The following is a 21,631-nucleotide window of genomic DNA, read 5'->3' as shown; positions in this document are numbered from 1 at the left end:
ACCGCCGGGAAATCCTCGCGCAGACGTGATGGCGGTTCAGGTCAGGATCCGAACCGCGCCGCTGAGCTGGTCGCGCAGCTCGCTGCGCATGGCGGCAGAGCCGATGGGGAGCTCGATCAGCAGGCTGCCGTCTGTTTCGAACATCTGCACAGTGGAGGCCGTCAGCCGTGCACCGCCGAGCGTGTCGTAGCTGCGGCGCAGCACGGTGCGCGGACGGCCGCGGCTGTCGCGCTGCAGCACCCGCAGCTCGCGGCGGACCGGGTCGAAACAGGCCTCAGGCCTGTTGCCCGGCTCATGGGTGGTCATCAGCACCAGGCCGGTCAGCAGGAAGGCCACCGAGATGCCGAAGCGGATCAGGTTCATGTCCGGGTCGGCGCCCGCGCCAGGCACCAGCCACAGGCCGGTCGAACTGAGGATCATGGCGGCGCCCAGCAGCCGCAGCACGGCAACCCGAAGCTTCCAGTTGGCCTCCAGCCGCAGGCTGAGCGGCACCACACCGGCCACCACGCCAAAGGCGGCAGCGCCCGGGGTTCTTGTTGCCTGCGGCGGGGTTTGATCTGTCACTGCCATCTGTCTGCCCTTTCTCAAGCTGCCCATGCCGGGTTTCCGGCCCTGCGGTCTTCTGTCCGCGTTAAGGCTTCGTTAAGGAGTGAAGACCCGCATTGGGGCATGAATGGGGCGGGCTTGCGGTTTTGCCGCGGCGGGCGGCCGCAGCATAGGCAATATGCCCTTTGGCCTTGCTCTTTTAGCCGCAGCCTGTATAGGAGGCCCTGCTTCCGCGACATCTTCGATCCGCGCAGCCTCTCGTGACCGGGCAGCGGAAGTGCGACATGCCCTGTCTATGAAATGCGCCTAGACACAAACAGGAGTTCGCATGCCACTCTATGAGCATGTCATGATTGCGCGTCAGGACCTGTCCAACTCGCAAGCTGAAGGCCTCATCGAACATTTCGGTGCTGTTCTGTCCGACAACGGCGGCAAGCTGGTCGACAATGAGTACTGGGGCGTCAAGACGATGGCCTACAAGATCAACAAGAACCGCAAGGGCCACTATGCCTTCCTGCGCACCGACGCCCCTGCGTCTGCCGTGCAGGAAATGGAGCGCCTGATGCGTCTGCATGATGACGTGATGCGCGTCCTGACCATCAAGGTCGACGAGCACGCCGAGGGCCCTTCGGTCCAGATGCAGAAGCGCGACGAACGCGACGGCCGTCGCGAGCGCCGCTGATCAACGCTTGAGAAAAGGACGCTAAATCATGGCAGCCAAACCGTTTTTCCGCCGCCGCAAGGTTTGCCCGTTCTCGGGTGAAAATGCGCCGAAGATCGACTACAAAGACACCCGTCTGCTGCAGCGCTACATCTCTGAGCGCGGCAAGATCGTGCCTTCGCGCATCACTGCCGTTTCGGCCAAGAAGCAGCGTGAGCTGGCCCGTGCTATCAAGCGCGCCCGCTTCCTCGCCCTGCTGCCCTACGCCGTGAAGTAAGGAGAAAAGCAGATGCAAGTTATCCTTCTTGAGCGCGTTGCAAAGCTGGGCCAGATGGGCGACGTCGTCGACGTGAAGCCCGGTTACGCCCGCAACTTCCTGCTGCCGCAGGGCAAGGCAAAAACCGCTTCTGAGGCCAACATCGCCTCTTTCGAGGCCCAGAAAGCGCAGCTGGAAGCGCGCAACCTGGAGACCAAGAAAGAAGCCGAGGCCCTGGCAGAGAAGCTGGACGGCCAGCAGTTCATCGTGATTCGCTCCGCTTCGGACGCGGGCGCGCTGTACGGCTCCGTCACCCCGCGCGACGCGGCAGATGCTGCAACTGCGGACGGCTTCTCGGTCGACAAGAAACAGGTCGCCCTGATCGCACCGATCAAGGAACTGGGCCTGCATTCCGTCGCCGTGAAACTGCACCCGGAAGTGGAAGTCGAAATCAAGCTGAACGTGGCCCGCTCCCAAGAGGAAGCCGAGCTGCAGGCAACGGGCAAATCAATCCAGGAGCTGGCCGCCGAAGAGGAAGCCGCTGCTGAGTTCGAAATCTCCGAGCTGTTCGACGACATCGGCTCCGCGGCGTCTGACGACGACGACGCACCGGCCGAAGCCGCTGGCGAAGAAACCAACTGATCCTTATTGGGACAGTGAGACATGGGAAAGGCCGCCTGTCCGGGCGGCCTTTTCTGTTTTTGCAGAGTGCTTTGATAAAGCGCCTCAAACTGCCGGCAGAATGCCCCTGCCCGTAAACCTTGCCTTTGCCCTGCCGCGCCAGACTGGCGGCGGGAGAAACGGAAAGGGATGAGGATGCAAACTGCATTGGACCGTGAAGAGCTGGCGTTGCGGCGTCGGCTGCTGTTCCGCCTGTTGCGGGGCCACAAGTTCGACCGGCCGGCCTTTAAGACAGAGGCGGTCTCGGACCTGGTGCCGCAGGGGCTGATCGTGCCGGGGCGGGAGCTGTTCCGCCAGCCCAGCGTGCCCCGGCGGACGGTCTGAGCGCCGCCGCCTGCCCCGGTTCAGGCTACCGCTGCCCGGTTTGCACGGGTAAGGTCGCGCTGCCGGACAATCAGGACAGGCCCGCCGATGCAGCATCTTGCGCCCCTCACCCGCCAGGATATTTTCCCGGATGATAGCCTGCCGGACGGGCACAGCCTGCTGCAGGAAGGCCGGTCGATGGCGGCGGTCTGGCAATTGGGCCGCAGCGCGTTTCACACGGCTCAGGGCTGCAGCAGCGAAGCGGAGTATAAACGGCGGATGATGGCCCGGGGCCGGGTGATGCGGCACGCGCATCTTGGCTTCCGGGATCTGGAGCAAACGGTTGCGGCCACCGCCGAAGTTTATGAGGCCTGTGCGGCACGCGGTGCCCGGATCGACCGGTTCGGCATGTGCCTGGACTGGTCCATGGGCTATCCGCGGGCGCAGCGCAGCGCGCAGACGCGTGGCACAGGCATTCTGCTGCAAGACTGCGAGGATTTTGCCCGGCTCACCCAGGCGGCGCCGGCCGCGATGCATTTCGGCGACTTCATGCTGGGCTTTCCGGCAGCGCTGGAAAACACCCGCAGCGCCCTGGCGGCCGGGGCCACGGCAATCGGCAACCTGGGGCAGTATTTCACCTTCCGCCTGCCGGGCTGCACCGATGACGCGGCCGCCACCGCCGCCACCGTGCAGGCCCTGGGGCTAATCGCGGCACAGCCTGCCGAGGTGCTGGTGCATTCCAACCTGGATGACGGTTATGCCGCGGTCTATGAAGATCTGACCAGCGCCCTGGGCCAGGCGATGCTGGAGAAATACATCGTGGCGGATCTGATCGGCGCGCCCTATGCGGTGTGTTACGGCCATCATTTCACCGACCCGCTGTCCCGGATTGCGTTCCAGCGAGCGCTGGCGGCGGTCTGCGAGGGGGTTCCCGGCTCCCAGGTCTATGGCGCCACGGTGCTGTACAAGGGCAGCCGCGCGGAAAACTACGCCGGGCTGTCGTCTTATCTGCTGGCAGATATTGCGGCGCAAAAGCTGCTGCCCAGCGGCCATGCTGTGAACCCGGTCCCGGTGAGCGAGAATGAGCGGATCCCCGACGCCAAGGAAATCATCGACGCGCAATGCCACCTGAACCGGCTGGAGGAATTGGCAGAAGGATATCTGCCGCTGCTGAACCTGGAGGCGGCAGACAGGCTGCGCGCCGCCTTGCTGGCCGAAGGGGCCGGATTTTGCAACCGGGTTCTGCGCGGGCTGGAGGCGGCCGGGGTCGACATCACCGATCCATTTCAGATGCTGCTGGCGCTGCGCCGCATCGGCGGCCGCGCGCTGGAGCAGCGCTTTGGCGCCGGCCGGGCGCGCGCGGATATGCCCCAGCGGCGCCAGCCGGTTGTGCCCGCCACAACGTTCACGGAAATCGAAGCGGAGGCCGCGGCCTTTCTTGCCAGCAGCGGCGGGCAGATGCTGACGGCGCTGGCCCGGCCGGACCTATGCATCCTGACCGCGGCCTCCGACGTCCATGAGCATGGCAAGATGCTGCTGGACAGCGTCTTTGCCGGGGCCGGCTTTACGCTGGCCGATGGCGGCATCTCCAGCGACCCGCCGCAGGTCGCTGCTGCGGCCATTGCCAGCGGCGCCGATGCCATTGCGCTGAGCACCTATAACGGTGTGGCGCTGCGCTATGCCCGGCAGCTGCTGCAGGCGCTGCAGGACCAGGGCGCGGATATTCCGGTGCTGATCGGCGGCCGCCTGAATGAAATCCCCGAGGCCAGCAACACTAGCCTGCCGGTCGATGTCAGCCGCGAGCTGGCTGCGCTGGGGGTCTTTCCCTGTGCCGATCTGGATGCAGCTGCGGACTGCTTGCAGCAGCTGCTGAACCGTTCGCCGGCCTGGGCCGGGGCCTGCCGCGGGCGGCGCAAAGCCGGGCAGCAGGCATGGATTATAGGGACCGCGGAAAATTGGGAAACAGCCGCGGCCCCCTCTGCCCGAGTTGGTCAGCTGCCCCACAGGCGTGAGGGGCAAACTGCCCTGAGGGTTGTTTCTGCCTCAATGCGCACCCCCAATATGTAGTGGGAAACCATATTTAACAAATGTCTAATGATTAAAGTTTGATGCACCCGTCCCCATGCCGTCGCGGCCCGGGGTCCGGCGGGTTTCCCGCCCGGGTTTGGCGGTTCCCTGCCGGTTGCGCAGCATTTGAGGAACGGCAGCGTTGCGGTGCCGGGCCAGGCGGCTAAGCTGTCCGCAGGAAACTGATTTCGGAGGCTGCATGACGCGCCGGACCACTTGGATTATGTTCTTTGCTGCCGCTGTTCTGGCGGCCTGCAGCAGCACCGCTTCGCCGCCAGAAGCCCCTCGGATCAGCCCGCCGCTCTATCCCAATGAAACACCCGAACTGCGCCAGCAGATCAACTACTGGGCGGATCATTACGAGGTGCCGCGCAGCCTGGTGCACCGGCTTGCGGTGCGTGAAAGCACCCACCGCCCCTGGGCAGTGAACCGGCCCTATTACGGGCTGCTGCAGATCCTGCCGGCCACGGCGCGCTCGATGGGGTTTGAGGGCGAACCGAAGGACTTGCTGGATGCCGATACCAATCTTCAGTTTGCGGTGAAATACCTGCGCGGGGCGTGGCTGATTTCCGACGGCAGCCAGGATATGGCGGTCAAGCATTACTCCCGCGGTTATTACCACGAGGCCAAGCGGCGCGGGATGCTCAAGGAAACCGGCCTGCGCCCGTAACCCCTGGGAGTGCCGCCGCAGGCGGCGGCAGCGCCCCGCAGGGGCGCTGCCGGGCCCAACGGGACGCGGCGGTATCCGCAGGATGCGCCAAGGCCGGGCGGGAGCGCCCCGGTGCTCCATGCCGCGGATTTTAGGGAAATTCTAACCGCTGCCGGCCTTTACTGGCCCCATGCTGAGCCTGTTCAAACTTCTTCTGCCTGCGCTGATGCCGTCCTGGCAGTTCTTCAAATCGGTTGATCCCTCGCCCCGGGTGGAATGGGCGATGCTGGCCAGCGCCGCCAGCGCACCGCAGAGCTGGCGGGAATTCCGGCCCCGGCCGCAGCACCTGTCCGGGCTGGCGGTCGCGCGCCGGATGCTGTGGAACCCGCGCTGGAATGAAAGCCTGTTCCTGGTCTCCTGCGCGGAGCGGCTGACGCTGGAGCCAACAGAGCACAGTGAGCAGGAGATCCTGCGCCGGATCACTGCCGAGCTGCAGCGCAGCCTGCCGCCCGGCGCCCGCCTGCCCTATGTGCAGTTCCGCCTTGTCTTTCTGGACCGGGAAGAAAACGGCCAGCTGGTCCAGGCCGTCACCTATAAGTCAGAGCCGCATCTGATGGCCGGGCTGGCGGCGCCGTGACCCTGGAAATCGCCCTGCGCGCAACCGAGGTTCTGCTGGCACTGGCGTTCCTGCAGCAAAGCGCCGAGCATCTGGCCGGCTTCCGCGATGAGCAGCTTATTTACGGGCCGCGGCTGGTCCTGGCCGGGCTTCTTCTGTTTGGGATTGCCACGCCCTGGGTACTGCTGGGGCTGACTGGGCTTGGGCTGCTGATCCTACAGCGGTTTCAGGGGCCGTATAATGGCGGCAGCGACAAGATGAGCCTGCTGATCCTGTGCTGCCTGACCGCGGCGCAATGGCTGCCGTCGGAGCAATGGCAGGAATACGCTTTTGCCTATCTCGCCGGTCAGCTGGTGATCTGCTACTTCATCTCGGGCCAGGTCAAGATCGTGAACCCGGAATGGCGCTCCGGCCGGGCGTTACAGGATGTGTTCCGCTTTTCAGCCTACCCCGTTAGCGAGGGTCTCCGCAGCCTTGCAGACCGCCCCAGGCTGCTGTGGATGATGGGCTGGGCGGTGATGCTGTTTGAGGTGGCGTTTCCGCTGGCCCTGTTCAGCCGGGAGGCGCTGGTGGTGGCGCTGTTCACCGCGGCGCTGTTTCATCTTGCCAATGCCTGCCTGTTCGGGCTGAACCGGTTTTTCTGGATCTGGCTGGCGGCCTACCCGTCGCTTCTGTGGCTGCAAGAGCGGGTTATTCTGTAAACGCCCGCAAGCAAAAAGGCCGCCCACTGGGCGGCCTTTCCGTAACATGCTGAGCGGAGGCGATTATTCCTCTTCCAGCTCCTCAACGGCTTTCTGCAGATCGTCCTTGGAGATCTCTTTCTCAGTGACTTTGGCCTGCTCGACGATGTGGTCGACAACCTTGTCCTCGAAGATCGGCGCGCGCAGCTGCTGCTGCATCTGGGCGTTCTGCTGGATGAACTCGAAGAACTGGCGTTCCTGGCCCGGGTACTGGCGGGCTTGCGCCATGATGGCCTGGGTCATTTCGGCGTCGGTCACTTCGACCTCGGCTTTCTGGCCCAGCTCGGCCAGCAGCAGGCCCAGGCGGACACGGCGCTCAGCCAGTTTGTTGTGCTCGTCGGTGGCTTCGATCTCACCGTGGTCGTGGCCCTGCACGTCCGGGTTTTCCTCGTGCCACAGCTGATGCGCGATCTGCTTGGCTTCTGCCTCAACCAGCGACGGCGGCAGGTCGAAGGAGACCAGGGTGTCTAGCTTGTCCAGCAGCGCGCGCTTCATCACCGCGCGGGCGGCACCGGCATATTCGGCTTCCAGGCGCTCGGTGATCTGGGCCTTCAGGCCGTCCAGATCTTCGGCGCCGAATTTCTTGGCCAGCTCGTCGTCGATCTCAGCCGCTTTCGGGGCTTTGACTTCCTTGACGGTGCAGGAGAACACGGCCTCTTTGCCTGCCAGGTGCTCTGCGCCGTATTCCTCGGGGAAGGACACGGTCACGTCTTTTTCTTCACCTGCCTTGGTGCCGACCAGCTGTTCCTCAAAACCAGGGATGAAGGAGTTGGAGCCCAGGGTCAGCGGGTAGTCGTCGCCTGCGCCGCCGTCAAAGGCTTCGCCGTCGATGCGGCCCACGAAGTCGATCACGACCTGGTCGCCGTCTTCGGCAGCAGCGCCCTCTTCGCGGGCTTCGAATTCCTTGGCGGTTTCGGCCAGGTTGTTCAGCGCCTCGGTGACGGCTTCTTCTTCAGCCTTCACAACCAGCTTTTCCAGCTCGACGCCGGAGAAGTCGACCTCAGGGATTTCCGGCAGTGCCTCATAGGACATCTCGACGTTGACGTCGTCGCCTTCTTTCCAGTCTTCGTTGGTCATCTTGACGTCGGGCTGCAGCGCCGGGCGGTCGCCGCTGTCCTCGAAATGCTTGTTCATGGCGCCGTCGACGGCTTCCTGCATGGCTTCGCCCATCAGGCGCTGGCCGAACTGCTTTTTCAGCAGCGCCATCGGCACCTTGCCCTTGCGGAAACCTTTCATTTCGATTTCCGGCTGTGCTTCGACCAGCTTTTCGTTGACCTTCTCGTCCAGCTCCGCCGCGGTGACGGTGATGGCGTAGCCGCGTTTCAGACCTTCGTTCAGCGTCTCGGTGACCTGCATCCTATTCCCCATAGAGATTCGGGGCGCCTTCGCGAGGTGCCCCCAGACAATTTGCGGTCTTCTATTTCCCCCGGCGCCCCGGCGCAAGGGGCATTGCCCGATTGTCGCGCAATCGCGCGGATTTCCCGGGCCGCAAACGAAAAAACACGCCCGCAAAGGGGCGTGTTTCCGATCTGAAGACCAAGGGAGTTGCGGCTCAGAACTTCCAGCGGGCACCAGCCAGGATCACATTTGCGTCCTGGTAGGTAGTGGCGCTGGTGTCGTCGTAGGAATAGTCGCGGTAGGCCAGATAGGTCTCGACATTATAGGCGTCGATTTTCTGAACCGCGGCCAAGCCCCAGGATTGTGCGCTGTCGCCTGCGGCAACCATGTCGGAGCCGTCGTAGTAATCAACCGACACCGAGGTGGAGCCTGCTGCGATCAGATCCGCCTTGTAGCCCAGCTTGGCATAGGCATAGGTGCCTGCGATGTCGCGTTCGCCCGCGGCCAGGTTCAGCGACACGCCCGTCGCCTTGTGCAGCACCGCGAAGGAGCCGGAGATGTCGCGGCGGTCTGCCTCGCCGGTCTCTTCGGTCCAGGACGCGCCGATGCCGGTGTCGATGGCAAAGCCCGCGGCATCGTCAGCGGCCCAGCGGACGGCCACGTCATAGCTTTCGCGGTCGTTTGCGTCGCGCAGGATATCGGTGCCGTAAGACGTCGACAGGGTAAAGCCCGCCAGTTCCGGCGAATTGTAACGGATACGGCCCAGGCGGCTGCCATCCAGATCGGTGAAGGCATCGCCGATATCAATGCCGCTGAGCGCGCCGGCACCGGTACGGAACGCATAGCCGCCCGCGGAGTTGGCCACGGAGTTCGAGGCGCCAAGGCCGGTTCCTGAGAAATCCGCACCGGTGATGCCATCGGTCGCCATTGAGCCCTGACCGGCTGAGAAACGGCCAAAGCTTGCGGTGTCGAACTGGAAATCGACATGGCGGATGTTGGTGCGGTCCCAGCTGAGGTTGTCGCCGGTGGTCAGCTGGCTGACGCCATCCGAGGCGCGCAGCCCGAACGCGGTTTCAAAGCGGAACCGCAAGGTGTTTTCGCCATAGGCCTGTTCCAGTTCGAACCCGATCCGGGAATTCGAAGCTTCGTTGTCGACCAGGCGGTTGAAATCCTCCTGCCCGTCGTCAAACGACTGGAAGGCAGGGTTGAACTGCCCGTACCAGCGGAAGCTGCCGCCGGTATCATTGGTGTAGCTCGGGCCGGCAACGGCGGGGGCGGCCAGCAGGGCCGCAAGCGACGCCAGACCCGCGCGGGACGCGACTGTGATGCTCATTATTGTGAGTCTCCTGTTCCACAGGCAGCACGCCTCTCCATCCCTGAGACCGCTGCCTGAACCGGGAGGTATCACGCTGCTTTTTGCGCCTTCAGGGTTGAAAAACAGAGAGACTCACAGGGGGGCCGAATAGGCGGATTTCCGCGCAACCAGAAAGCAGACAAGCAGCAAACCGCGCAATTACAGAGCGTTAGGTGATGAAGTTCACATTCCACAAGGCGCGGGCGGCAGAGGGGCCATGCAGCTGCTGCAACCCTGCGCTGGCGCGCAGATTTCCGCGTTTTTGCGCACATCCGCCGCGCGGTTCAGAAGGAGCAGCCGGCCAAAGCACCCGCCAGCCCGGTCCGTCCCTCAGAACCGCCAGCGCGCACCCAGCACCCAGGTGGTCAGATCCTGATAGGTTGCCGCGCCATCCTCGTAATCGTATTCCTGATAAGTGAGATAGATGTCGGTATTGAGGCGCTCTACCTTCTGCACCGCGCCGATGCCCCAGCCCTTGGAGCTGGACCCGGTGACGTTGAAATCCTCGCCGTCATAGTAATGCAGGCCAAACCCGGTTTTGCCCCAGGGCAGCCACTCATCCTCATAACCGATCTTGGCGTAGTAATAGCTTGGATCGGTTGCGCCTGCGGCATCATTATCCCGTGTGCCCGCAGCAACCGTCAGGCTAAGGCCATTGTCCAGCAGAACTGACGCCGCCCCCAGCACGTCGGACCGTTCGGCCCCTGCATCGTCACGGACCTGGTAGGCCAGCGAGGCGTTAAAGGCAGCGGAGCCGATTTCCTGGCCATAGAACAAGCCTGCATCATAATAGTCGGCGTCATCCCCAGAGGAGAGCACGTTCTGCCCCCAGGCCACGCCTGCCGAGAACCCGTTGAAATCCGGGGTATCATAGCGGATGCGCCCGCGCCGGGAGCCGTCGAGGTTATCATAGGCATTCACCAGCGCTGGCCCGCTGAGTACGCCGCCGGTGTCGCGGATCAGAAAGCCCGCATTGGCATCAGCGGTATAAGAGTAGAGCGCGGTGCCGACATAGGACAGATCGGTTTCCGCCGCCCCGTCAGCCACCATGCTGCCCTGCCCGGCAGAGAATTTGCCCCAGCTGCCCTCCAGCCAGAAATCCACATGCCGCAGATCCGCCCGGGTCCAGCCGCTGTAGTTGGAGCCGAACTGGTTCACTTCGGTCGAGTTCGGAAAGCCCAGCCCGGTTTCAAAGCGGAAGCCGAAGGTATTGCTGCCAAAGGGCTGGATCAGCCGCAGGCCGACACGGGAGCGGGACAGGTCATTGTCCAGCAGGTTGGTTTCGGTCTGCTGCCCGTCGTCAACCGAGATGATGGCCGGATTGAACTGTCCATAGATCTCCACATAACCGCCGGAGCTGTTGTTGTATTTCAGGTCGGCCTCGGCAGGCTGGCCAATGGCGCACAGCCCGGCCGCAGCCGCTGACGAGAGGGAAAGAAGACGATTTATGACCATCCTCCTTTGCAACTGATGACTGGTGAACAAACACGGCAGCCCTGTCCGCAGGCTGCGGCGGCAAGCATAGCATATTTTCCGCCTGAAAGGGGAAAACAATGCCTCTGGACCCAGTGCTGAACCGGACCTGCGCCTGGCAGAAATCTTTGGGAAGTGGTGCGGGTGAAGGGACTTGAACCCCCACGCCTTGCGGCGCCAGAACCTAAATTTCACGCAGATCCTTTGCGGCCAATATCTTAGCCGAAAAATTCTGCGAGACATATGCAGAACAGGTCGTGAATACGGGAAACTAACAGGAGCGAGCAGAGAACGGAAAGCGGATCAATGCGAAGGGACTTCCTCAGGGCCATGTCAGTGCCTGCAAAGGGTCACTGCACAACGTGTTCCCTTGCAAAAAAACGAACTCCAAGAGTGTCACTCAAGGCCCTTGATTACGGGCCGGAACGATTGCAACATACCCCTTGTGGTGGCGTGTTTGCCAGTTTTTCAACTTATGTAATCGGTACGGGGTGTATTCATGGCAATCGTTGATATCCAGAAATTGACCGCTATAGAGGACTTGCTCGTTTCCGGAGCAGGCGATCAGTTGATACCCTGGTTCCCGAGACGCATTTCTTCCATGAAAGATGATGGCAAGACCTATTTGCTAATGGGCGGCGACTCCCCCGGAGGACTGGGCATTGCAACTCTGGCCAAGAACGGGCAGCTGGATTTTATTGACGCTTACGGCACATCCTTTTCCCAGCTGGATGCACAATCTCTTTTTGGCCAAGGAATCGCCATCCACAAAATCGGGGGCGCAAATTTCGCCTATTCGATAGGACTGGCAACGCATGATACACTCGGAAGAGCGTATTCCGTATCAGTTCTGAATTTTGACGACCCTGGCAAGCCAACGCTTGTTCAAAAATTCACTGATTCAGAAGCAATTGGTGAATTCGGAATTAACGGCGGAACCGATCCTATCGTTGCAAGCAAAGACGGACGCGACTTCCTAATCTTTTCCAGCGGCAGATCCAGCGAATTCCACAGTTACAGAATCCGCGATGATGGCACGCTAGGGCAACTGAAAGTATCGCAAGCCTCAGAACGGCTCTCCGACGGGTTTACGGAGGCGCAAATCGGAAACAAAACGTTTGTCGTCTCGTTCGGTGGCTACGACACAGCCCCTATGCAAGTTCTGAAGCTCAACAAGAAAGGCATCCTAAAGCCAGTCTACGACCTCTCCCCGGATGAACCAGCGATCTTCAATCAGCAGACCAAAGGCATCGTATCAGCAAACATCAATGGGCAGACTTTTGTGTTTGCTTCAGAAGTGACTAGGGGGGCGATACTAGCCTTCAAAATGAAAAGCTCAGGCGAGCTACAACTTGTCGATAAGATCTTTCCTGGCTCAGGTGACCAATGGGGTTCGCCGGAAGGGTTGGAAACCTTCGACCACAATGGCCAGACTTACATCCTCTCCGGCGGCTATGGCCGATCAATTGCCATTTTCAAAGTGTCGGACGGTGGCACGTTGATTGAGGTCGACGAGTTCGAAATGCAGCACCCCCACCTCGGCCGGGTAGCTGACATCGAAGTCGTGCAATTCGGGTCTAGTACCTATTTCACGGCTTCAACACTTAGCTCTGCGCCACTGACCTCATATCGCTTTGTTCCAACGGACACGCCAATTACCGGAGGAAAAAACGCAAACAAAATCACCGGAACTGACGAGGATGACCAAATCTTATCAAGAAACGGCAACGACAGAGTGTTCGGAGCACTCGGCGATGACTTGATAGAAGGTGGAAATGGCAACGACCGCCTTTTGGGCCAGGAAGGTCACGATGACCTTTTCGGAGGTGAGGGGCGAGATACGCTTTTGGGCGGCTCCGGCGACGATTTTATGTTTGGTGAAGCTGGAAATGACTTGCTCAAGGGCGTCGACGGCCACGACTACATCGTGGGCGGAAACGGCCGGGACCGCGTCTTTGGGAACAATGGAAACGACCGCTTGTTCGGAGGGGCAGGTATTGACATCCTGAAAGGAGGGGATGGCAATGACCGGATTTCCGACGGCAGCGGAAAAGGCGACCGCCTAACAGGCGGCGACGGTGCAGATATTTTTATTTTCGAAGACGATGGTCAACGTGATGTGATTACGGATTACGAAGATGGACTGGACATTATTGATCTGCGAGCCGAAGGCCCTCTGATCTACGCGGATCTGAAAATCCGGGAATCCGGCGAAGGTCTTGTTATCCGCTATGGCAATGATGTGATTGACCTCAAGGCTCGTGACGGAAAAATCTTTCAGCACGAGCTCACCGACTCCGACTTCCTGTTCACCTGAAATAGGACCAGCGTTTCACATTTTTCTTAGAGTGTTTCCCGCTCCGGCAAGCTCTCCTTAGTTGGACTGAACCTTTAGAATTTCACCGACACCGAAACACTCAGTGCAGGCCTGCGTTTTATCGCTGCCTATCACTGGTATTTCACGCGCTCCAAGACAGATCGGGCATGGTGTGAAGCCGCCAACATTGCGTTCTTCTTCCTGAGAATCATTTTCAGCAACCGGCCTTTTCTCTTCCAATGACATAGGAGTTCTCCATTTTCGAAAAGTTGACGCGCTCGAACTTATTTTTTTCGAACGGTCTATTCGCGGCATAGATACGGCCCGCGAAAACTAGGACTTCAAAAATCAGCATTGCGGGCCGCACTGGTCACTGCCTAGCTACGATCGTTGGGACTACCACTGGGTTGAGCTTGTCATCGGGAGGTATTGGCACACTAAGGATGCAGTCAGCAACGCATGCGGCATGCGTGATGTTGGCTTCAACACATGCGAAACACGGCCAACTGCAATCTTCTGTTACCCCGCATCCAACCCTGCAAAGCAACCAATCGCGCTCCATCGAGCACTTAAGGGAACACGATGCCCCTTCAGGATAGTTCGGGGCGGTCCCGCACCTATCATCCACACTTTGACCCTTGCCCTTTTTTTGGTACATGACGCCCGTCGCATCATGAAAACCAATATCCCAGCCGACATCCAAGGCGCCCAAAGTTGCGTCAAAAAACATCACAAACTGACGGCTTCGATCAAGATCCCAGTGTTCTTTTTGGGCTAATGTGCCTGCTTCCAACTGAGCACGGAAGTTTGCCAGCAAAGTTCTGGCTGAGTTGTTCCAGTGCCTTTCGATTACAGCCGCCGGCGGCATTCTCTCCAGGACTTCGACCGATTTCTTGGAGATAACCTCGCGTACTTCTTCTGCACGTTTCATCGAAGTGCTCATGAAACTTCTCACACTGCCATCACCCGCAGTCGTCACTTTGGTTCCCGAACAGCCACAATCTTCTTTTGCTCTACCTTTGGACACAACACCCTCCACTCGTACGCGCAAACAATTCCCCACTCCCTCACTGAGCGAGTAAGATCGAGAGCCTCAACCTATCATGATTTGCCAATCCTCACTACCTCCACACGCGAGTAGGCGAGAATTGGCCTGCATCACCCTGTTGATTTCCTCCTTTTGCGGACCTTTGACGATGCGTCAACACTTCAGCAGGAAATCGCACGCATAAAGGGCGGGAGAGTAATGACGCTCTCGTTCCTTCCTTCTAAGCCGTGCAGGCCCGGCAGCCCCATAATCGCTTGCCGGGCCTCGCTCTTAGGTAGCGAGAACCTTTGCGAGCCCTGAAAGCTGAACACGCTGCTTCTCCGGAATGCTATAAAAAGCCCTGACGAGATCAGCGGCCTCCTTGGCTTCCAGAACTTCCGACGTAAGGTGGCTACCGGCCGAGGAACTTCTTGTCTTCTCCAAACCCTCGAAGAAGTGTGTGACGTCCACGTCAAGAGCTACCGCAATTTCCCACAGTCGAGAAGCACTGACACGATTTGCCCCAGTTTCGTACTTCTGGATCTGCTGAAATCTCACGCCGACTACAGACGCTAGATCTTGCTGGGTTTTTCCAATCAGCCAGCGCCGGTGGCGAATTCTCTTGCCGACATGGACGTCAACGGGATGAGGCATGATGCCCTCCTATGCAATCAACTTAAGGCGCATCTACGATACAAAAAAATTCTTATTAATCTATGAGACCGTTAACTCGCAGCCTCTCAATCGTTGGTGCTGCCCCACTGCACCACGCTTATGCTCTGGATTTGCTTGAGCGAAGCTTAGTCAAATTTCCGTGAATTCCTAGTCATGAATACAACCAGCAAGGATGACGCCCTTTCGGCCTACCATAGGGAACCCTGTTGGTTTCCTCATGCAGGGGGTGAGCAACCCGCGTTTTACCAGTGTCTTGTTTCCGGTTCTGCGGGTTGCTCCGCCCCCTTGTTGAATCATTCCCAATAGCTAATCAAACCCCGGAAATATGAGGAACATTTCCTCCAAAGGTGTAAGCCTTAAGTGCCAGTGAATCCTATAGGCGTTTCTGCTAGAGTTGATTTGCCAGCCACACGCTCCTCTAAGAGGTTTCCTATGGCCGATACCGCACAATGTCCGTTTTGCAAAGAAGAAGTCATGGCTGACGCGGTACTATGCAAGCATTGTCATTCTCAGCTGGCGCCCGAGCGGCCACCACATGGTGGCACCTGTCCGTGGTGCAAAGAAGCAATCCATCCCGAGGCAATCAAATGCAAGCATTGCAAATCGGATGTGAGTGACCTGCGTGGATCTGCGACACGCTTCTCACATCAAGAGTGTCACAGTGGGCATCCTCCATCGAAGCAAGAGATTTAGCTCATAGCTAGAGGTACTGGACAGTTTGCAAAACCTGGAGGCTACTCAGGCGCATGCGAATTTGCGTGCCTCGCTTGTGGCCTAACTGGGAATGAAACGCTGTGCGACTATTGCTGGAAATGTTGGCTGGAGGGACCGAAGGACGATGTGGTCGCCCTTCGCTAGGCTTTAGAACAAATTTTCCTTCAGCTTGAATATATGCCTATTTCCGCACCAACAATTTCCTTTTCCGACACGACCGTTAGTAAATCCGAGGATTATGGAGGGTGAAATGGAAGAAACGATCTGCCCGTATTGTAAAGAGGATATTCTGGAAGGCGCAATAAAATGCAAACACTGCGGTTCTTCGCTCAAAGCGGAAGGCCCCGGGCATGAGGGGAATTGCCCTTACTGCAGGGAAAAAATTCAACCAAAGGCGGTGAAGTGCAAACATTGCAAATCTGATTTGCGTGGAGCAGCCAATCCAACACAGCAATCGCCACCTCAAACCACCGGTTGTGGCTGTGACTGCATCAGTGGGGTGACTGCGGATGAACAATATGGACCCATGATGAATATAGGGGCTGATGTCGGGCATAGCATGGGGCCTCAGCTGGGGGTGATCCACAAATTCGCGGACGAGCAACCTCTTGGCACACAGGCCATGATGGCGGGTCTAAGCCCGGGCTTCGGAGTAGGGATGCCCGAATTTGGCGGAAGTGGGTCGCTGAATGCGTGGGGATGTTGGCGACCTTGCAAACGCTGGGGGCGGTGCTGCATTCCAACGCCGCGGGGTATCCGTTGCTGGACATGTTGCTTAGAAAAAGAGGATTACGAACGCTGTATTTGGCCTTGGTAAGCTTGGAAACCTACCAATGTAATTCAACTGTGGCCGGTCACATAAACGACAAAAGCCCCGGCTCTCACCTGGGCTTTCTACCTGACAGGGTCTCAACCTTGCCGCCGCAATCCAGCAGCGCGCGGCGGTCCCTGCCCCATAGAATTTCGATCTGCTGATCGCTCAGCCACCCCGCCGGCACATGCACCGGGGCGGCGCATTGGTCCGCCGCATCATCGGATGGCGTTAAGCCGCCGCACCCGGTCAGGGCCAAGGCAACGCTCCACAGCAACAGGCTCCGCATAGGCTTGCTCCTCCAGCTTTCGGGATAGTTGGTCGCGTTCACGCGCGATCCGGCGGCGGGCCTGTTCCAGCATCCGGCCGGCCTTGATCCGGGCCAGGCGCTCCGCCCGATGCGCGGCCGCACAGTCGCCCGCGCCACGCTGGTAGCCCTGCCAGCCGCAGAACGCCGCAAAGAGCGCCGCAGCCAGCAGAGGCCACAGACGGGCCATCAGGCCGTATCCTCAAGCGATTTGAGACACATGGCGCGCTCTGACGTCCGCCGGTTCGTCAGCCCGCGGATTACCCGCCCTCCGGCCCGGTTCCAGCGCGGCAACTCGCGGCAGGCGCCCGCCAGATCCCCCGCATTAGCTTTGCGCACCAGCGTGGAGCGGCAGGCCGCACCCGGCCCCACATTGTAGGTCCAGGACACCAGAGCGATTTTCATGCCCACTGGCACTGCAGCCTTCAAACAGCGGTCAAGCTGCGCCTCGTAGCTGGTAACCTCCGCCGCAAGCATCGCATTGCATTCAGCCTTGGTGTAGCTGTCGCCTGGCTGCACGCCCTTGGTCTCGCCATAGCAAACTGTCCAGACGCCCACGATATCGCGATAGGCCTCCGTCCGCAGCCCCTCCCAGCCACCGATAAAGGTGACGGCCGAGGCCAGGGCGATTGACGATCCGGCAATCATCCCGACACCGCGCCGCGAGACAGCGCCGCTGGTATCCGCCCGGAGGCGGCCAAGCCCCGCCTGCAGCACCAGGCGCGCAGGAACCGCAAGCACCTGAAAAGCGGCAGCAGCGGCCGCAAACCAGACCGGGTTCCAGCCGAGCTGTTCAGCGGTCACCAGGGCAAAGAAAAAGCCGCCCAGCGAAACAAGGCCAGCAATAATAAGCAGCACAGACCAGGAGCCGGTCAGCACCTCTTTCCAGTTCGGGATAAGCTTCATGTCAATCTCCACGACAAAAGAGCCCGCAGGCGGGCCAGATAGGTTAGAATTCGGGGATGATTAGTCTTTGCGGAGGGCCTGCTCGATGCCGTCCAGCTTGTTCATGATGTGCGAATACTGCTCTGCATTCGCTGCCGCCTTGGTCTGCAGGACCGCAATGTCCGTGGTCATCTTGCCCTGCCTGCCGTGAAGGTGCCAAAGCCAACCTAGCAGGGGCAGCACGATCCAGTTCATGATCGGGGTGAGCCAGTCGGGGATGCCGTTCATCACCGCCCCCTCAGAAGGCTGCGGCGAGTTCGACCACGCCCGGCGGAACGTCAGGCCAGTTGCCGTCAACCTTCGCCGCGCGCATGGCGTGGATCCAGGCCACGCCAGAGCGGAAAATTTGCAGCTGAGTTTCATCCAGAGCCCCCGCTGCCGCCGCAGCCGCAAGGTTCATCTGCGCGGTTTCATCTGCCACAGCCAGGATGCGCTGCCGGCACTCGGCCTTGCGCTCCCGGGCCAGCCCCGTTGCCGCCGCTGCCGCCTTTGCCTCTGCCGTGATCACCTGCGAAAAGTCGATGTTGCTCATTCTGCCTGCTCCTCCTGCGGGGCTTGTTCATCCTCAGCGTTCAGTTTGATGAGCGGCAGCTGAGGAACACTGTAACTGTGCAGCGGCACCGGCACCGGCCCATCGGCGCTGACAGTCAGCGGCTGCGGGAACTTGGTCTCCTGCGGGGCATTGGCGCCGTGCGGCAGGATCAAAGTCAGGCTGATCACATCGCCGTTGCGCTCCACATCCGAGACCAGCCATTCGCACGGCACCGCAGAGAGCGGCAGCGTTGCGCCATCGGGCAAAGGACCGAAGTCAAAGTCCTCGCCGTTTATGGTCAAGGCATCGTCTTGCCTGGAAACAGTCAGCACATCATCCCGGCGTACCGGGGACCAATTGATTTCGAACATGGGAGCCTCCGTTATTTCCAGCGGCCAATTGCCATCAATGACACGCCCAATCCGTCCAACCTTGCGGCGCTGGTGTTCCAAAGGTTGAAGCTGACGCTTGAAACGGAGGGCGGACGAACAGAGCAAAAGCACGCATTAGCGCTGGAGCGCGGCGCAGCCGTTACCGCAAGCCCGGCAGTTGTTGAGAAAGGCGCCGGGAAGGTCCAAGAGCTATCCACCGTGTCGCTGGTAGTTGAAGTGACTTTGGTGCAAATCAGCGTCCCGTCCGGGAATTTCACATATTCGCCGTTGGCGTTACTGTCCCGCTCCGGCTCGAAGCTGATCCAGTCAGTGGGCACCCCGTTAGCGAACCGCCGGTAAAGCAGCGGGCCATCGCCACGCTGCCAAAGCTGAAACGCTCCGGGGTTTCCTGTGCCCCCGCCCCGCTGCACATGCAGAAGCGCGCCGTTCGCGGGAGTCTCAGACCCGGTTCCGGCGGTATTGACATCGGTTGTATAGAAACCGCTTGGAATACCATCAGAAATGTCATTCCCGGGCGGCGGTGAGGTGCTTTTGGCACCAAGCCCGAAGGCCCCAACCGGCATTAACTTTCCAGCGGTCGCATCTGTCAGGCTCGCCATCACCTGGAAGAAGTCCTCAGCGGACAGCCCTTCAAGGAAACCAGGCATCGTGACCGCGCACCAGGTGAACATATCCAGCACGCGCTGATTGAAGCTGTCCGGCTGGTTGAGGTCCGGCTGTGGCGGGTTGGCTGGAAAATTAAGCCCCATAGGTTGCTCCCAGGATTTTGAGGTTCATGTCTGAGCTGGTTGGGCCGGAGAGGATGGTGGACAGCCTTTCGTAGCGCCCATAGACGGTTGTGCCGTAGTCGCTCTGGCCCGTGGTGAAGTAGTAGAGGGCGAACTTTGCCCGGATGGAGTTCAGCCGTTTCTTGATGCGGCCGACGTCGGAGGTGAGCACCGCAACCGGGAAATCGGTAAAATCCCTGTAGCCGCGCTCGGTGATATCCACATTGCCAAACTGATCCTCATCGAAGACGCTGAAGTCTTCGGTGCCGACTTCCGTGTCGTACAGCGCGGTTCCGATCTGGAGCACATCCCCCAGCACCACCTCGGACACTTCAGCCTGGCCGGTTCCGTCGCCGATGACGATTTCGACCTGGTTTCCCGGCTGGCAGATGATGTCTTCAAAGATGGCGAATTCGCGGGTCTCCGGCGGGGTCAGAACCATCGCCAGTGCGTCGATCATCTCGCTGTAGTCTGCGAGCATTTGCGTGCGCTCAACCAGCGTGTCGCCATTCTGGTTTTTCACTTTGACGGTCGCGGAAGCGGCTTTTGCCCCAACCAGCCCCACCGCCCGGACAAGGGACGTGGGCTCTACCACGAAGGTAATCTGCCCTGCCTTCGTAGTCGGGGCGGACAGGCGGCGGTCAAAGGCCCGGTAGCCGTTGGTTTTCCCGACCTCCAGCCAGTTAGCGGGGCTTTCCCGGGGGTCCGCCCCCGTATTGCTGGCAACCGCAGATTTATAGACTTTGTGATCTGCGCTGATTATCACGCGCTCTTTCAAGCCGTAGGTTGTGCCGGCATCCCACTCCGGGCCGTCGTCTTCCGGCACATTGGAACTGACCAGCAGCGCCTCGGTCACGGTGACCGGAACGATCGCTCTCAGCATTACGCCTGCTCCTCCTGAATTTTGACCCCAACCACGTCCTGCTTCTGGGCAAGCCGTTTGATCTCTTGGGCTTCGCGGAGCTTGTGGAAATCGGCTCGGCGCTTGTCACTTTTCAGCTCGGCCAGCTCCCGCCTCAGCTCCCGCAGCTCCCGGACAACATCCCCATTGTCGAGCATGGCACGGCTCTGAGAATAGGGATGGACCGTGGAGCCTCGCGGCAGATCCACAATCTCCGGCCCTTCTTCGCCGACCAGAGCACTTCCTCCCGGCGCGTAGTTTGTACCCCTGGCAAATTTCGGCAGGCCACCTAGATCCCGAACCTGTTTGCGCAGTGCTGCAACACGCGCCTCCGCCTTCCCGACGCTCGTGTTGGTCGAGCGAAACACCGAGCCGATGGCATCCGTGCCAAACTCGGTGCGCAGGGCTTTCTTGAAGCCAGCAACATCGCCGCCGCTGTAGTAGTCGAAGGAGGAGACAATGCGCCCCGCATCGTTGACGGATAGGCCTCGCCTTTCGAACGCATGGCATCCGTGCCGCCCATGAGCGCACGGCCCTTGGCAGCCGCCTTGACCATCGCTTCGACAGCCTCTGTGCGTTGGGCAGGGTCATCCATCGACCGGCAAATGGTGGTGCCGTAGTAGGACCTGCCGCGGTAAAGCTCGACCTCCTTGTCGCTGGTCCTGATCCTGGTTGTGAACCCTAGCGTGAAAGCCGCCTCGTCCATGGTCGGCCAGAAGGTATCCCGAATGTCCCGGTAAGTCGGAGCGAAGTACCCTTGCACTGTCTTCGGGTGCTTGCCTGCGAAGAGGCCAAGATCCAGGCAGCCGACATAGGTCTTGCCGGATCCAAAGCCACCGACATAGGCGCGGAACTTGGTATTCAGCCCGGAGAGAAAGATCCCCTGCGGCGCGCTAACTGTCAGATCGTGTGACACGCACGTCACCAACCGGAGCGGCCGTATTGATGTTGATGTTCAGCGCGGGAGCCTCGTCTTCCCCTGCCCCGGATCCGTTCAGCATGCCAAGGTGCCGGGCGATCTTGTCCAGCGCGCTGAGCTTGTCGTGCATCTTCAGCTTCACCCCCTGGGCAGTCAGAGAAACCTCCGAAATGGCCGCGGCGGTGTCGTTGTCCACCTCGCTGCTGGGCAACAGCTCAACCGGATACAGAACCGGATTGCCCTCTTCATCTACCGCGCCATCAGGTGCGCTACCCCAGGCAACGGCCTTGCGGATGTCAGCAAAACCGATCCGCGCCAGCTCCTGCAGAACCCGCTCTTGGGTAATTCCTGTCTTCTCTGAACGCTTCGCCTGGGCCTCTTGGATCGCAGCTTGAACCTTAACATTACTTAACAGGCGCGACGCCTGCTGCTCTGCCGTTTTCTCGCTGTATCCCGCCCGGATTGCTGCCTGCTTTCCGTTCAGGTCGATGAGGTATTCCGCAACGAAACGCTCCTGCTTTGCAGTGAGCGCCATGATCGACTTCCCGTCTGTTGTGGAGATTGTTGGGCATCCCGCCCGGTATTGTCAGATTTCGGCAACTGATCCGCCCCGATCCCGGTATCCCACCGGTGAGCGATG

The 21,631-nt window shown here is 60.1% G+C and carries 28 protein-coding genes; 11 read left to right on the top strand and 17 right to left on the bottom strand.

Going from position 1 to position 21,631, the window contains the following annotated elements:
* Nucleotides 1–36: 36 nt before the first annotated feature.
* Nucleotides 37–570, bottom strand: a complete 534-nt coding sequence (locus tag ACXAEK_RS14710) for a hypothetical protein (RefSeq protein WP_475042986.1) — start codon at nucleotides 568–570, stop codon at nucleotides 37–39.
* 304 nt (nucleotides 571–874) lie between these two features.
* Here ACXAEK_RS14710 and rpsF point away from each other — a divergent pair, with 304 nt between their 5' ends.
* The 8 genes from rpsF (at nucleotide 875) to ACXAEK_RS14670 (ending at nucleotide 6,480) form a co-directional block, all read left to right on the top strand.
* Entirely contained in the window at nucleotides 875–1,228 is a 354-nt protein-coding gene (gene rpsF, locus ACXAEK_RS14705; RefSeq protein WP_475031250.1) for a 30S ribosomal protein S6, read from the top strand.
* A gap of 28 nt (nucleotides 1,229–1,256) precedes the next feature.
* The gene (gene rpsR / locus ACXAEK_RS14700; RefSeq protein ID WP_005608650.1) at nucleotides 1,257–1,484 is read left to right on the top strand and encodes a 30S ribosomal protein S18; all 228 of its coding nucleotides are present in this window, start codon (nucleotides 1,257–1,259) and stop codon (nucleotides 1,482–1,484) included.
* Nucleotides 1,485–1,496: 12 nt separating this feature from the next.
* Nucleotides 1,497–2,105 carry a 50S ribosomal protein L9 gene (rplI, locus tag ACXAEK_RS14695; protein ID WP_475042984.1) on the top strand — a complete coding sequence of 203 codons (609 nt, stop codon included), beginning with the start codon at nucleotides 1,497–1,499 and terminating at the stop codon, nucleotides 2,103–2,105.
* Nucleotides 2,106–2,279: 174 nt separating this feature from the next.
* The gene (locus ACXAEK_RS14690; protein ID WP_475042982.1) at nucleotides 2,280–2,468 is read left to right on the top strand and encodes a hypothetical protein; all 189 of its coding nucleotides are present in this window, start codon (nucleotides 2,280–2,282) and stop codon (nucleotides 2,466–2,468) included.
* Nucleotides 2,469–2,555: 87 nt separating this feature from the next.
* Entirely contained in the window at nucleotides 2,556–4,514 is a 1,959-nt protein-coding gene (locus ACXAEK_RS14685; RefSeq protein WP_475042980.1) for a cobalamin-dependent protein, read from the top strand.
* A 199-nt stretch (nucleotides 4,515–4,713) separates the two neighbouring features.
* On the top strand, nucleotides 4,714–5,184 hold the full coding sequence (locus tag ACXAEK_RS14680; protein WP_475042978.1) for a transglycosylase SLT domain-containing protein: 471 nt from the start codon (nucleotides 4,714–4,716) through the stop codon (nucleotides 5,182–5,184).
* A gap of 169 nt (nucleotides 5,185–5,353) precedes the next feature.
* Nucleotides 5,354–5,800, top strand: coding sequence for a hypothetical protein (locus tag ACXAEK_RS14675; RefSeq protein ID WP_475042976.1), 447 nt, complete (start codon nucleotides 5,354–5,356; stop codon nucleotides 5,798–5,800).
* Nucleotides 5,797–6,480: an HTTM domain-containing protein gene (locus tag ACXAEK_RS14670; RefSeq protein ID WP_475042974.1), complete on the top strand. Its 684-nt coding sequence runs from the start codon at nucleotides 5,797–5,799 to the stop codon at nucleotides 6,478–6,480. The genes ACXAEK_RS14675 and ACXAEK_RS14670 overlap by 4 nt, the downstream gene beginning before the upstream one ends.
* A gap of 63 nt (nucleotides 6,481–6,543) precedes the next feature.
* Here ACXAEK_RS14670 and tig read toward each other — a convergent pair whose 3' ends face one another.
* From tig to ACXAEK_RS14655, 3 genes are all read right to left on the bottom strand, one after another.
* Nucleotides 6,544–7,875 (bottom strand): trigger factor, encoded by a 1,332-nt coding sequence (gene tig / locus ACXAEK_RS14665; protein ID WP_475042973.1) that lies wholly within the window; start codon nucleotides 7,873–7,875, stop codon nucleotides 6,544–6,546.
* Between the two features lie 196 nt (nucleotides 7,876–8,071).
* Nucleotides 8,072–9,190: a porin gene (locus ACXAEK_RS14660; RefSeq protein WP_475042971.1), complete on the bottom strand. Its 1,119-nt coding sequence runs from the start codon at nucleotides 9,188–9,190 to the stop codon at nucleotides 8,072–8,074.
* 351 nt (nucleotides 9,191–9,541) lie between these two features.
* Nucleotides 9,542–10,666, bottom strand: coding sequence for a porin (locus ACXAEK_RS14655; protein ID WP_475042969.1), 1,125 nt, complete (start codon nucleotides 10,664–10,666; stop codon nucleotides 9,542–9,544).
* A gap of 517 nt (nucleotides 10,667–11,183) precedes the next feature.
* Here ACXAEK_RS14655 and ACXAEK_RS14650 point away from each other — a divergent pair.
* Nucleotides 11,184–13,001: a calcium-binding protein gene (locus ACXAEK_RS14650; protein ID WP_475042967.1), complete on the top strand. Its 1,818-nt coding sequence runs from the start codon at nucleotides 11,184–11,186 to the stop codon at nucleotides 12,999–13,001.
* Between the two features lie 57 nt (nucleotides 13,002–13,058).
* Here ACXAEK_RS14650 and ACXAEK_RS14645 read toward each other — a convergent pair whose 3' ends face one another.
* The 3 genes from ACXAEK_RS14645 to ACXAEK_RS14635 all read right to left on the bottom strand — a co-directional run bounded on the left by ACXAEK_RS14645 (nucleotide 13,059) and on the right by ACXAEK_RS14635 (nucleotide 14,682).
* On the bottom strand, nucleotides 13,059–13,247 hold the full coding sequence (locus ACXAEK_RS14645; RefSeq protein ID WP_475042965.1) for a hypothetical protein: 189 nt from the start codon (nucleotides 13,245–13,247) through the stop codon (nucleotides 13,059–13,061).
* Nucleotides 13,248–13,371: 124 nt separating this feature from the next.
* Complete coding sequence (locus ACXAEK_RS14640; protein WP_475042964.1) at nucleotides 13,372–13,944, bottom strand: hypothetical protein; 573 nt, start codon at nucleotides 13,942–13,944, stop codon at nucleotides 13,372–13,374.
* A 375-nt stretch (nucleotides 13,945–14,319) separates the two neighbouring features.
* Entirely contained in the window at nucleotides 14,320–14,682 is a 363-nt protein-coding gene (locus ACXAEK_RS14635; RefSeq protein WP_475042963.1) for a helix-turn-helix domain-containing protein, read from the bottom strand.
* 453 nt (nucleotides 14,683–15,135) lie between these two features.
* Here ACXAEK_RS14635 and ACXAEK_RS14630 point away from each other — a divergent pair, with 453 nt between their 5' ends.
* Nucleotides 15,136–15,396 (top strand): double zinc ribbon domain-containing protein, encoded by a 261-nt coding sequence (locus ACXAEK_RS14630; protein ID WP_475042961.1) that lies wholly within the window; start codon nucleotides 15,136–15,138, stop codon nucleotides 15,394–15,396.
* Between the two features lie 259 nt (nucleotides 15,397–15,655).
* Nucleotides 15,656–16,234 (top strand): double zinc ribbon domain-containing protein, encoded by a 579-nt coding sequence (locus ACXAEK_RS14625; RefSeq protein ID WP_475042959.1) that lies wholly within the window; start codon nucleotides 15,656–15,658, stop codon nucleotides 16,232–16,234.
* Between the two features lie 212 nt (nucleotides 16,235–16,446).
* On the opposite strand, the gene ACXAEK_RS14620 is transcribed toward ACXAEK_RS14625, so the two are convergent.
* The 10 genes from ACXAEK_RS14620 to ACXAEK_RS14575 are packed head-to-tail and all read right to left on the bottom strand — an operon-like array spanning nucleotide 16,447 to nucleotide 21,526.
* Nucleotides 16,447–16,725 carry a hypothetical protein gene (locus ACXAEK_RS14620; RefSeq protein WP_475042957.1) on the bottom strand — a complete coding sequence of 93 codons (279 nt, stop codon included), beginning with the start codon at nucleotides 16,723–16,725 and terminating at the stop codon, nucleotides 16,447–16,449.
* The gene (locus ACXAEK_RS14615; RefSeq protein WP_475042955.1) at nucleotides 16,725–17,441 is read right to left on the bottom strand and encodes a lysozyme; all 717 of its coding nucleotides are present in this window, start codon (nucleotides 17,439–17,441) and stop codon (nucleotides 16,725–16,727) included. The genes ACXAEK_RS14620 and ACXAEK_RS14615 overlap by 1 nt, the downstream gene beginning before the upstream one ends.
* Nucleotides 17,442–17,501: 60 nt before the next feature.
* On the bottom strand, nucleotides 17,502–17,708 hold the full coding sequence (locus ACXAEK_RS14610) for a hypothetical protein (RefSeq protein ID WP_475042953.1): 207 nt from the start codon (nucleotides 17,706–17,708) through the stop codon (nucleotides 17,502–17,504).
* Nucleotides 17,709–17,718: 10 nt separating this feature from the next.
* On the bottom strand, nucleotides 17,719–18,012 hold the full coding sequence (locus ACXAEK_RS14605; protein WP_475042951.1) for a hypothetical protein: 294 nt from the start codon (nucleotides 18,010–18,012) through the stop codon (nucleotides 17,719–17,721).
* The gene (locus tag ACXAEK_RS14600) at nucleotides 18,009–18,383 is read right to left on the bottom strand and encodes a hypothetical protein (RefSeq protein ID WP_475042949.1); all 375 of its coding nucleotides are present in this window, start codon (nucleotides 18,381–18,383) and stop codon (nucleotides 18,009–18,011) included. Before ACXAEK_RS14600 ends, ACXAEK_RS14605 begins: the two co-directional genes overlap by 4 nt.
* An 11-nt stretch (nucleotides 18,384–18,394) precedes the next feature.
* Nucleotides 18,395–19,153, bottom strand: coding sequence for a hypothetical protein (locus tag ACXAEK_RS14595; RefSeq protein WP_475042947.1), 759 nt, complete (start codon nucleotides 19,151–19,153; stop codon nucleotides 18,395–18,397).
* Complete coding sequence (locus ACXAEK_RS14590) at nucleotides 19,143–20,054, bottom strand: hypothetical protein (RefSeq protein WP_475042946.1); 912 nt, start codon at nucleotides 20,052–20,054, stop codon at nucleotides 19,143–19,145. Before ACXAEK_RS14590 ends, ACXAEK_RS14595 begins: the two co-directional genes overlap by 11 nt.
* Nucleotides 20,054–20,440, bottom strand: coding sequence for a hypothetical protein (locus ACXAEK_RS14585; RefSeq protein ID WP_475045353.1), 387 nt, complete (start codon nucleotides 20,438–20,440; stop codon nucleotides 20,054–20,056). Before ACXAEK_RS14585 ends, ACXAEK_RS14590 begins: the two co-directional genes overlap by 1 nt.
* Nucleotides 20,362–20,988, bottom strand: a complete 627-nt coding sequence (locus ACXAEK_RS14580) for a terminase large subunit domain-containing protein (protein WP_475042944.1) — start codon at nucleotides 20,986–20,988, stop codon at nucleotides 20,362–20,364. The genes ACXAEK_RS14585 and ACXAEK_RS14580 overlap by 79 nt, the downstream gene beginning before the upstream one ends.
* Complete coding sequence (locus ACXAEK_RS14575; RefSeq protein ID WP_475042943.1) at nucleotides 20,966–21,526, bottom strand: terminase small subunit; 561 nt, start codon at nucleotides 21,524–21,526, stop codon at nucleotides 20,966–20,968. The genes ACXAEK_RS14580 and ACXAEK_RS14575 overlap by 23 nt, the downstream gene beginning before the upstream one ends.
* Nucleotides 21,527–21,631 lie beyond the last annotated feature (105 nt).

The sequence above is a fragment of the Leisingera sp. ABM4_101 genome (assembly GCF_056158725.1).
This window is presented reverse-complemented; position numbering and strand designations above follow the sequence as displayed.

What these genes read in the sequence shown, in the direction of transcription:
- ACXAEK_RS14690 (WP_475042982.1), top strand. Translation starts at nt 2,280, where the DNA reads ATGCAAACTGCATTGGACCGTGAAGAGCTGGCGTTGCGGCGTCGGCTG.
- rplI (WP_475042984.1), top strand. Translation starts at nt 1,497, where the DNA reads ATGCAAGTTATCCTTCTTGAGCGCGTTGCAAAGCTGGGCCAGATGGGC.
- ACXAEK_RS14680 (WP_475042978.1), top strand. Translation starts at nt 4,714, where the DNA reads ATGACGCGCCGGACCACTTGGATTATGTTCTTTGCTGCCGCTGTTCTG.
- ACXAEK_RS14600 (WP_475042949.1), bottom strand. Translation starts at nt 18,383, where the DNA reads ATGTTCGAAATCAATTGGTCCCCGGTACGCCGGGATGATGTGCTGACT.
- ACXAEK_RS14610 (WP_475042953.1), bottom strand. Translation starts at nt 17,708, where the DNA reads ATGAACGGCATCCCCGACTGGCTCACCCCGATCATGAACTGGATCGTG.
- ACXAEK_RS14625 (WP_475042959.1), top strand. Translation starts at nt 15,656, where the DNA reads ATGGAGGGTGAAATGGAAGAAACGATCTGCCCGTATTGTAAAGAGGAT.
- ACXAEK_RS14575 (WP_475042943.1), bottom strand. Translation starts at nt 21,526, where the DNA reads ATGGCGCTCACTGCAAAGCAGGAGCGTTTCGTTGCGGAATACCTCATC.
- ACXAEK_RS14590 (WP_475042946.1), bottom strand. Translation starts at nt 20,054, where the DNA reads ATGCTGAGAGCGATCGTTCCGGTCACCGTGACCGAGGCGCTGCTGGTC.
- ACXAEK_RS14645 (WP_475042965.1), bottom strand. Translation starts at nt 13,247, where the DNA reads ATGTCATTGGAAGAGAAAAGGCCGGTTGCTGAAAATGATTCTCAGGAA.
- ACXAEK_RS14640 (WP_475042964.1), bottom strand. Translation starts at nt 13,944, where the DNA reads ATGAGCACTTCGATGAAACGTGCAGAAGAAGTACGCGAGGTTATCTCC.
- ACXAEK_RS14615 (WP_475042955.1), bottom strand. Translation starts at nt 17,441, where the DNA reads ATGAAGCTTATCCCGAACTGGAAAGAGGTGCTGACCGGCTCCTGGTCT.
- ACXAEK_RS14675 (WP_475042976.1), top strand. Translation starts at nt 5,354, where the DNA reads ATGCTGAGCCTGTTCAAACTTCTTCTGCCTGCGCTGATGCCGTCCTGG.
- rpsF (WP_475031250.1), top strand. Translation starts at nt 875, where the DNA reads ATGCCACTCTATGAGCATGTCATGATTGCGCGTCAGGACCTGTCCAAC.
- ACXAEK_RS14710 (WP_475042986.1), bottom strand. Translation starts at nt 570, where the DNA reads ATGGCAGTGACAGATCAAACCCCGCCGCAGGCAACAAGAACCCCGGGC.
- ACXAEK_RS14685 (WP_475042980.1), top strand. Translation starts at nt 2,556, where the DNA reads ATGCAGCATCTTGCGCCCCTCACCCGCCAGGATATTTTCCCGGATGAT.
- ACXAEK_RS14630 (WP_475042961.1), top strand. Translation starts at nt 15,136, where the DNA reads ATGGCCGATACCGCACAATGTCCGTTTTGCAAAGAAGAAGTCATGGCT.
- ACXAEK_RS14660 (WP_475042971.1), bottom strand. Translation starts at nt 9,190, where the DNA reads ATGAGCATCACAGTCGCGTCCCGCGCGGGTCTGGCGTCGCTTGCGGCC.
- ACXAEK_RS14650 (WP_475042967.1), top strand. Translation starts at nt 11,184, where the DNA reads ATGGCAATCGTTGATATCCAGAAATTGACCGCTATAGAGGACTTGCTC.
- ACXAEK_RS14635 (WP_475042963.1), bottom strand. Translation starts at nt 14,682, where the DNA reads ATGCCTCATCCCGTTGACGTCCATGTCGGCAAGAGAATTCGCCACCGG.
- ACXAEK_RS14655 (WP_475042969.1), bottom strand. Translation starts at nt 10,666, where the DNA reads ATGGTCATAAATCGTCTTCTTTCCCTCTCGTCAGCGGCTGCGGCCGGG.
- ACXAEK_RS14605 (WP_475042951.1), bottom strand. Translation starts at nt 18,012, where the DNA reads ATGAGCAACATCGACTTTTCGCAGGTGATCACGGCAGAGGCAAAGGCG.
- ACXAEK_RS14620 (WP_475042957.1), bottom strand. Translation starts at nt 16,725, where the DNA reads ATGGCCCGTCTGTGGCCTCTGCTGGCTGCGGCGCTCTTTGCGGCGTTC.
- ACXAEK_RS14595 (WP_475042947.1), bottom strand. Translation starts at nt 19,153, where the DNA reads ATGGGGCTTAATTTTCCAGCCAACCCGCCACAGCCGGACCTCAACCAG.
- tig (WP_475042973.1), bottom strand. Translation starts at nt 7,875, where the DNA reads ATGCAGGTCACCGAGACGCTGAACGAAGGTCTGAAACGCGGCTACGCC.
- rpsR (WP_005608650.1), top strand. Translation starts at nt 1,257, where the DNA reads ATGGCAGCCAAACCGTTTTTCCGCCGCCGCAAGGTTTGCCCGTTCTCG.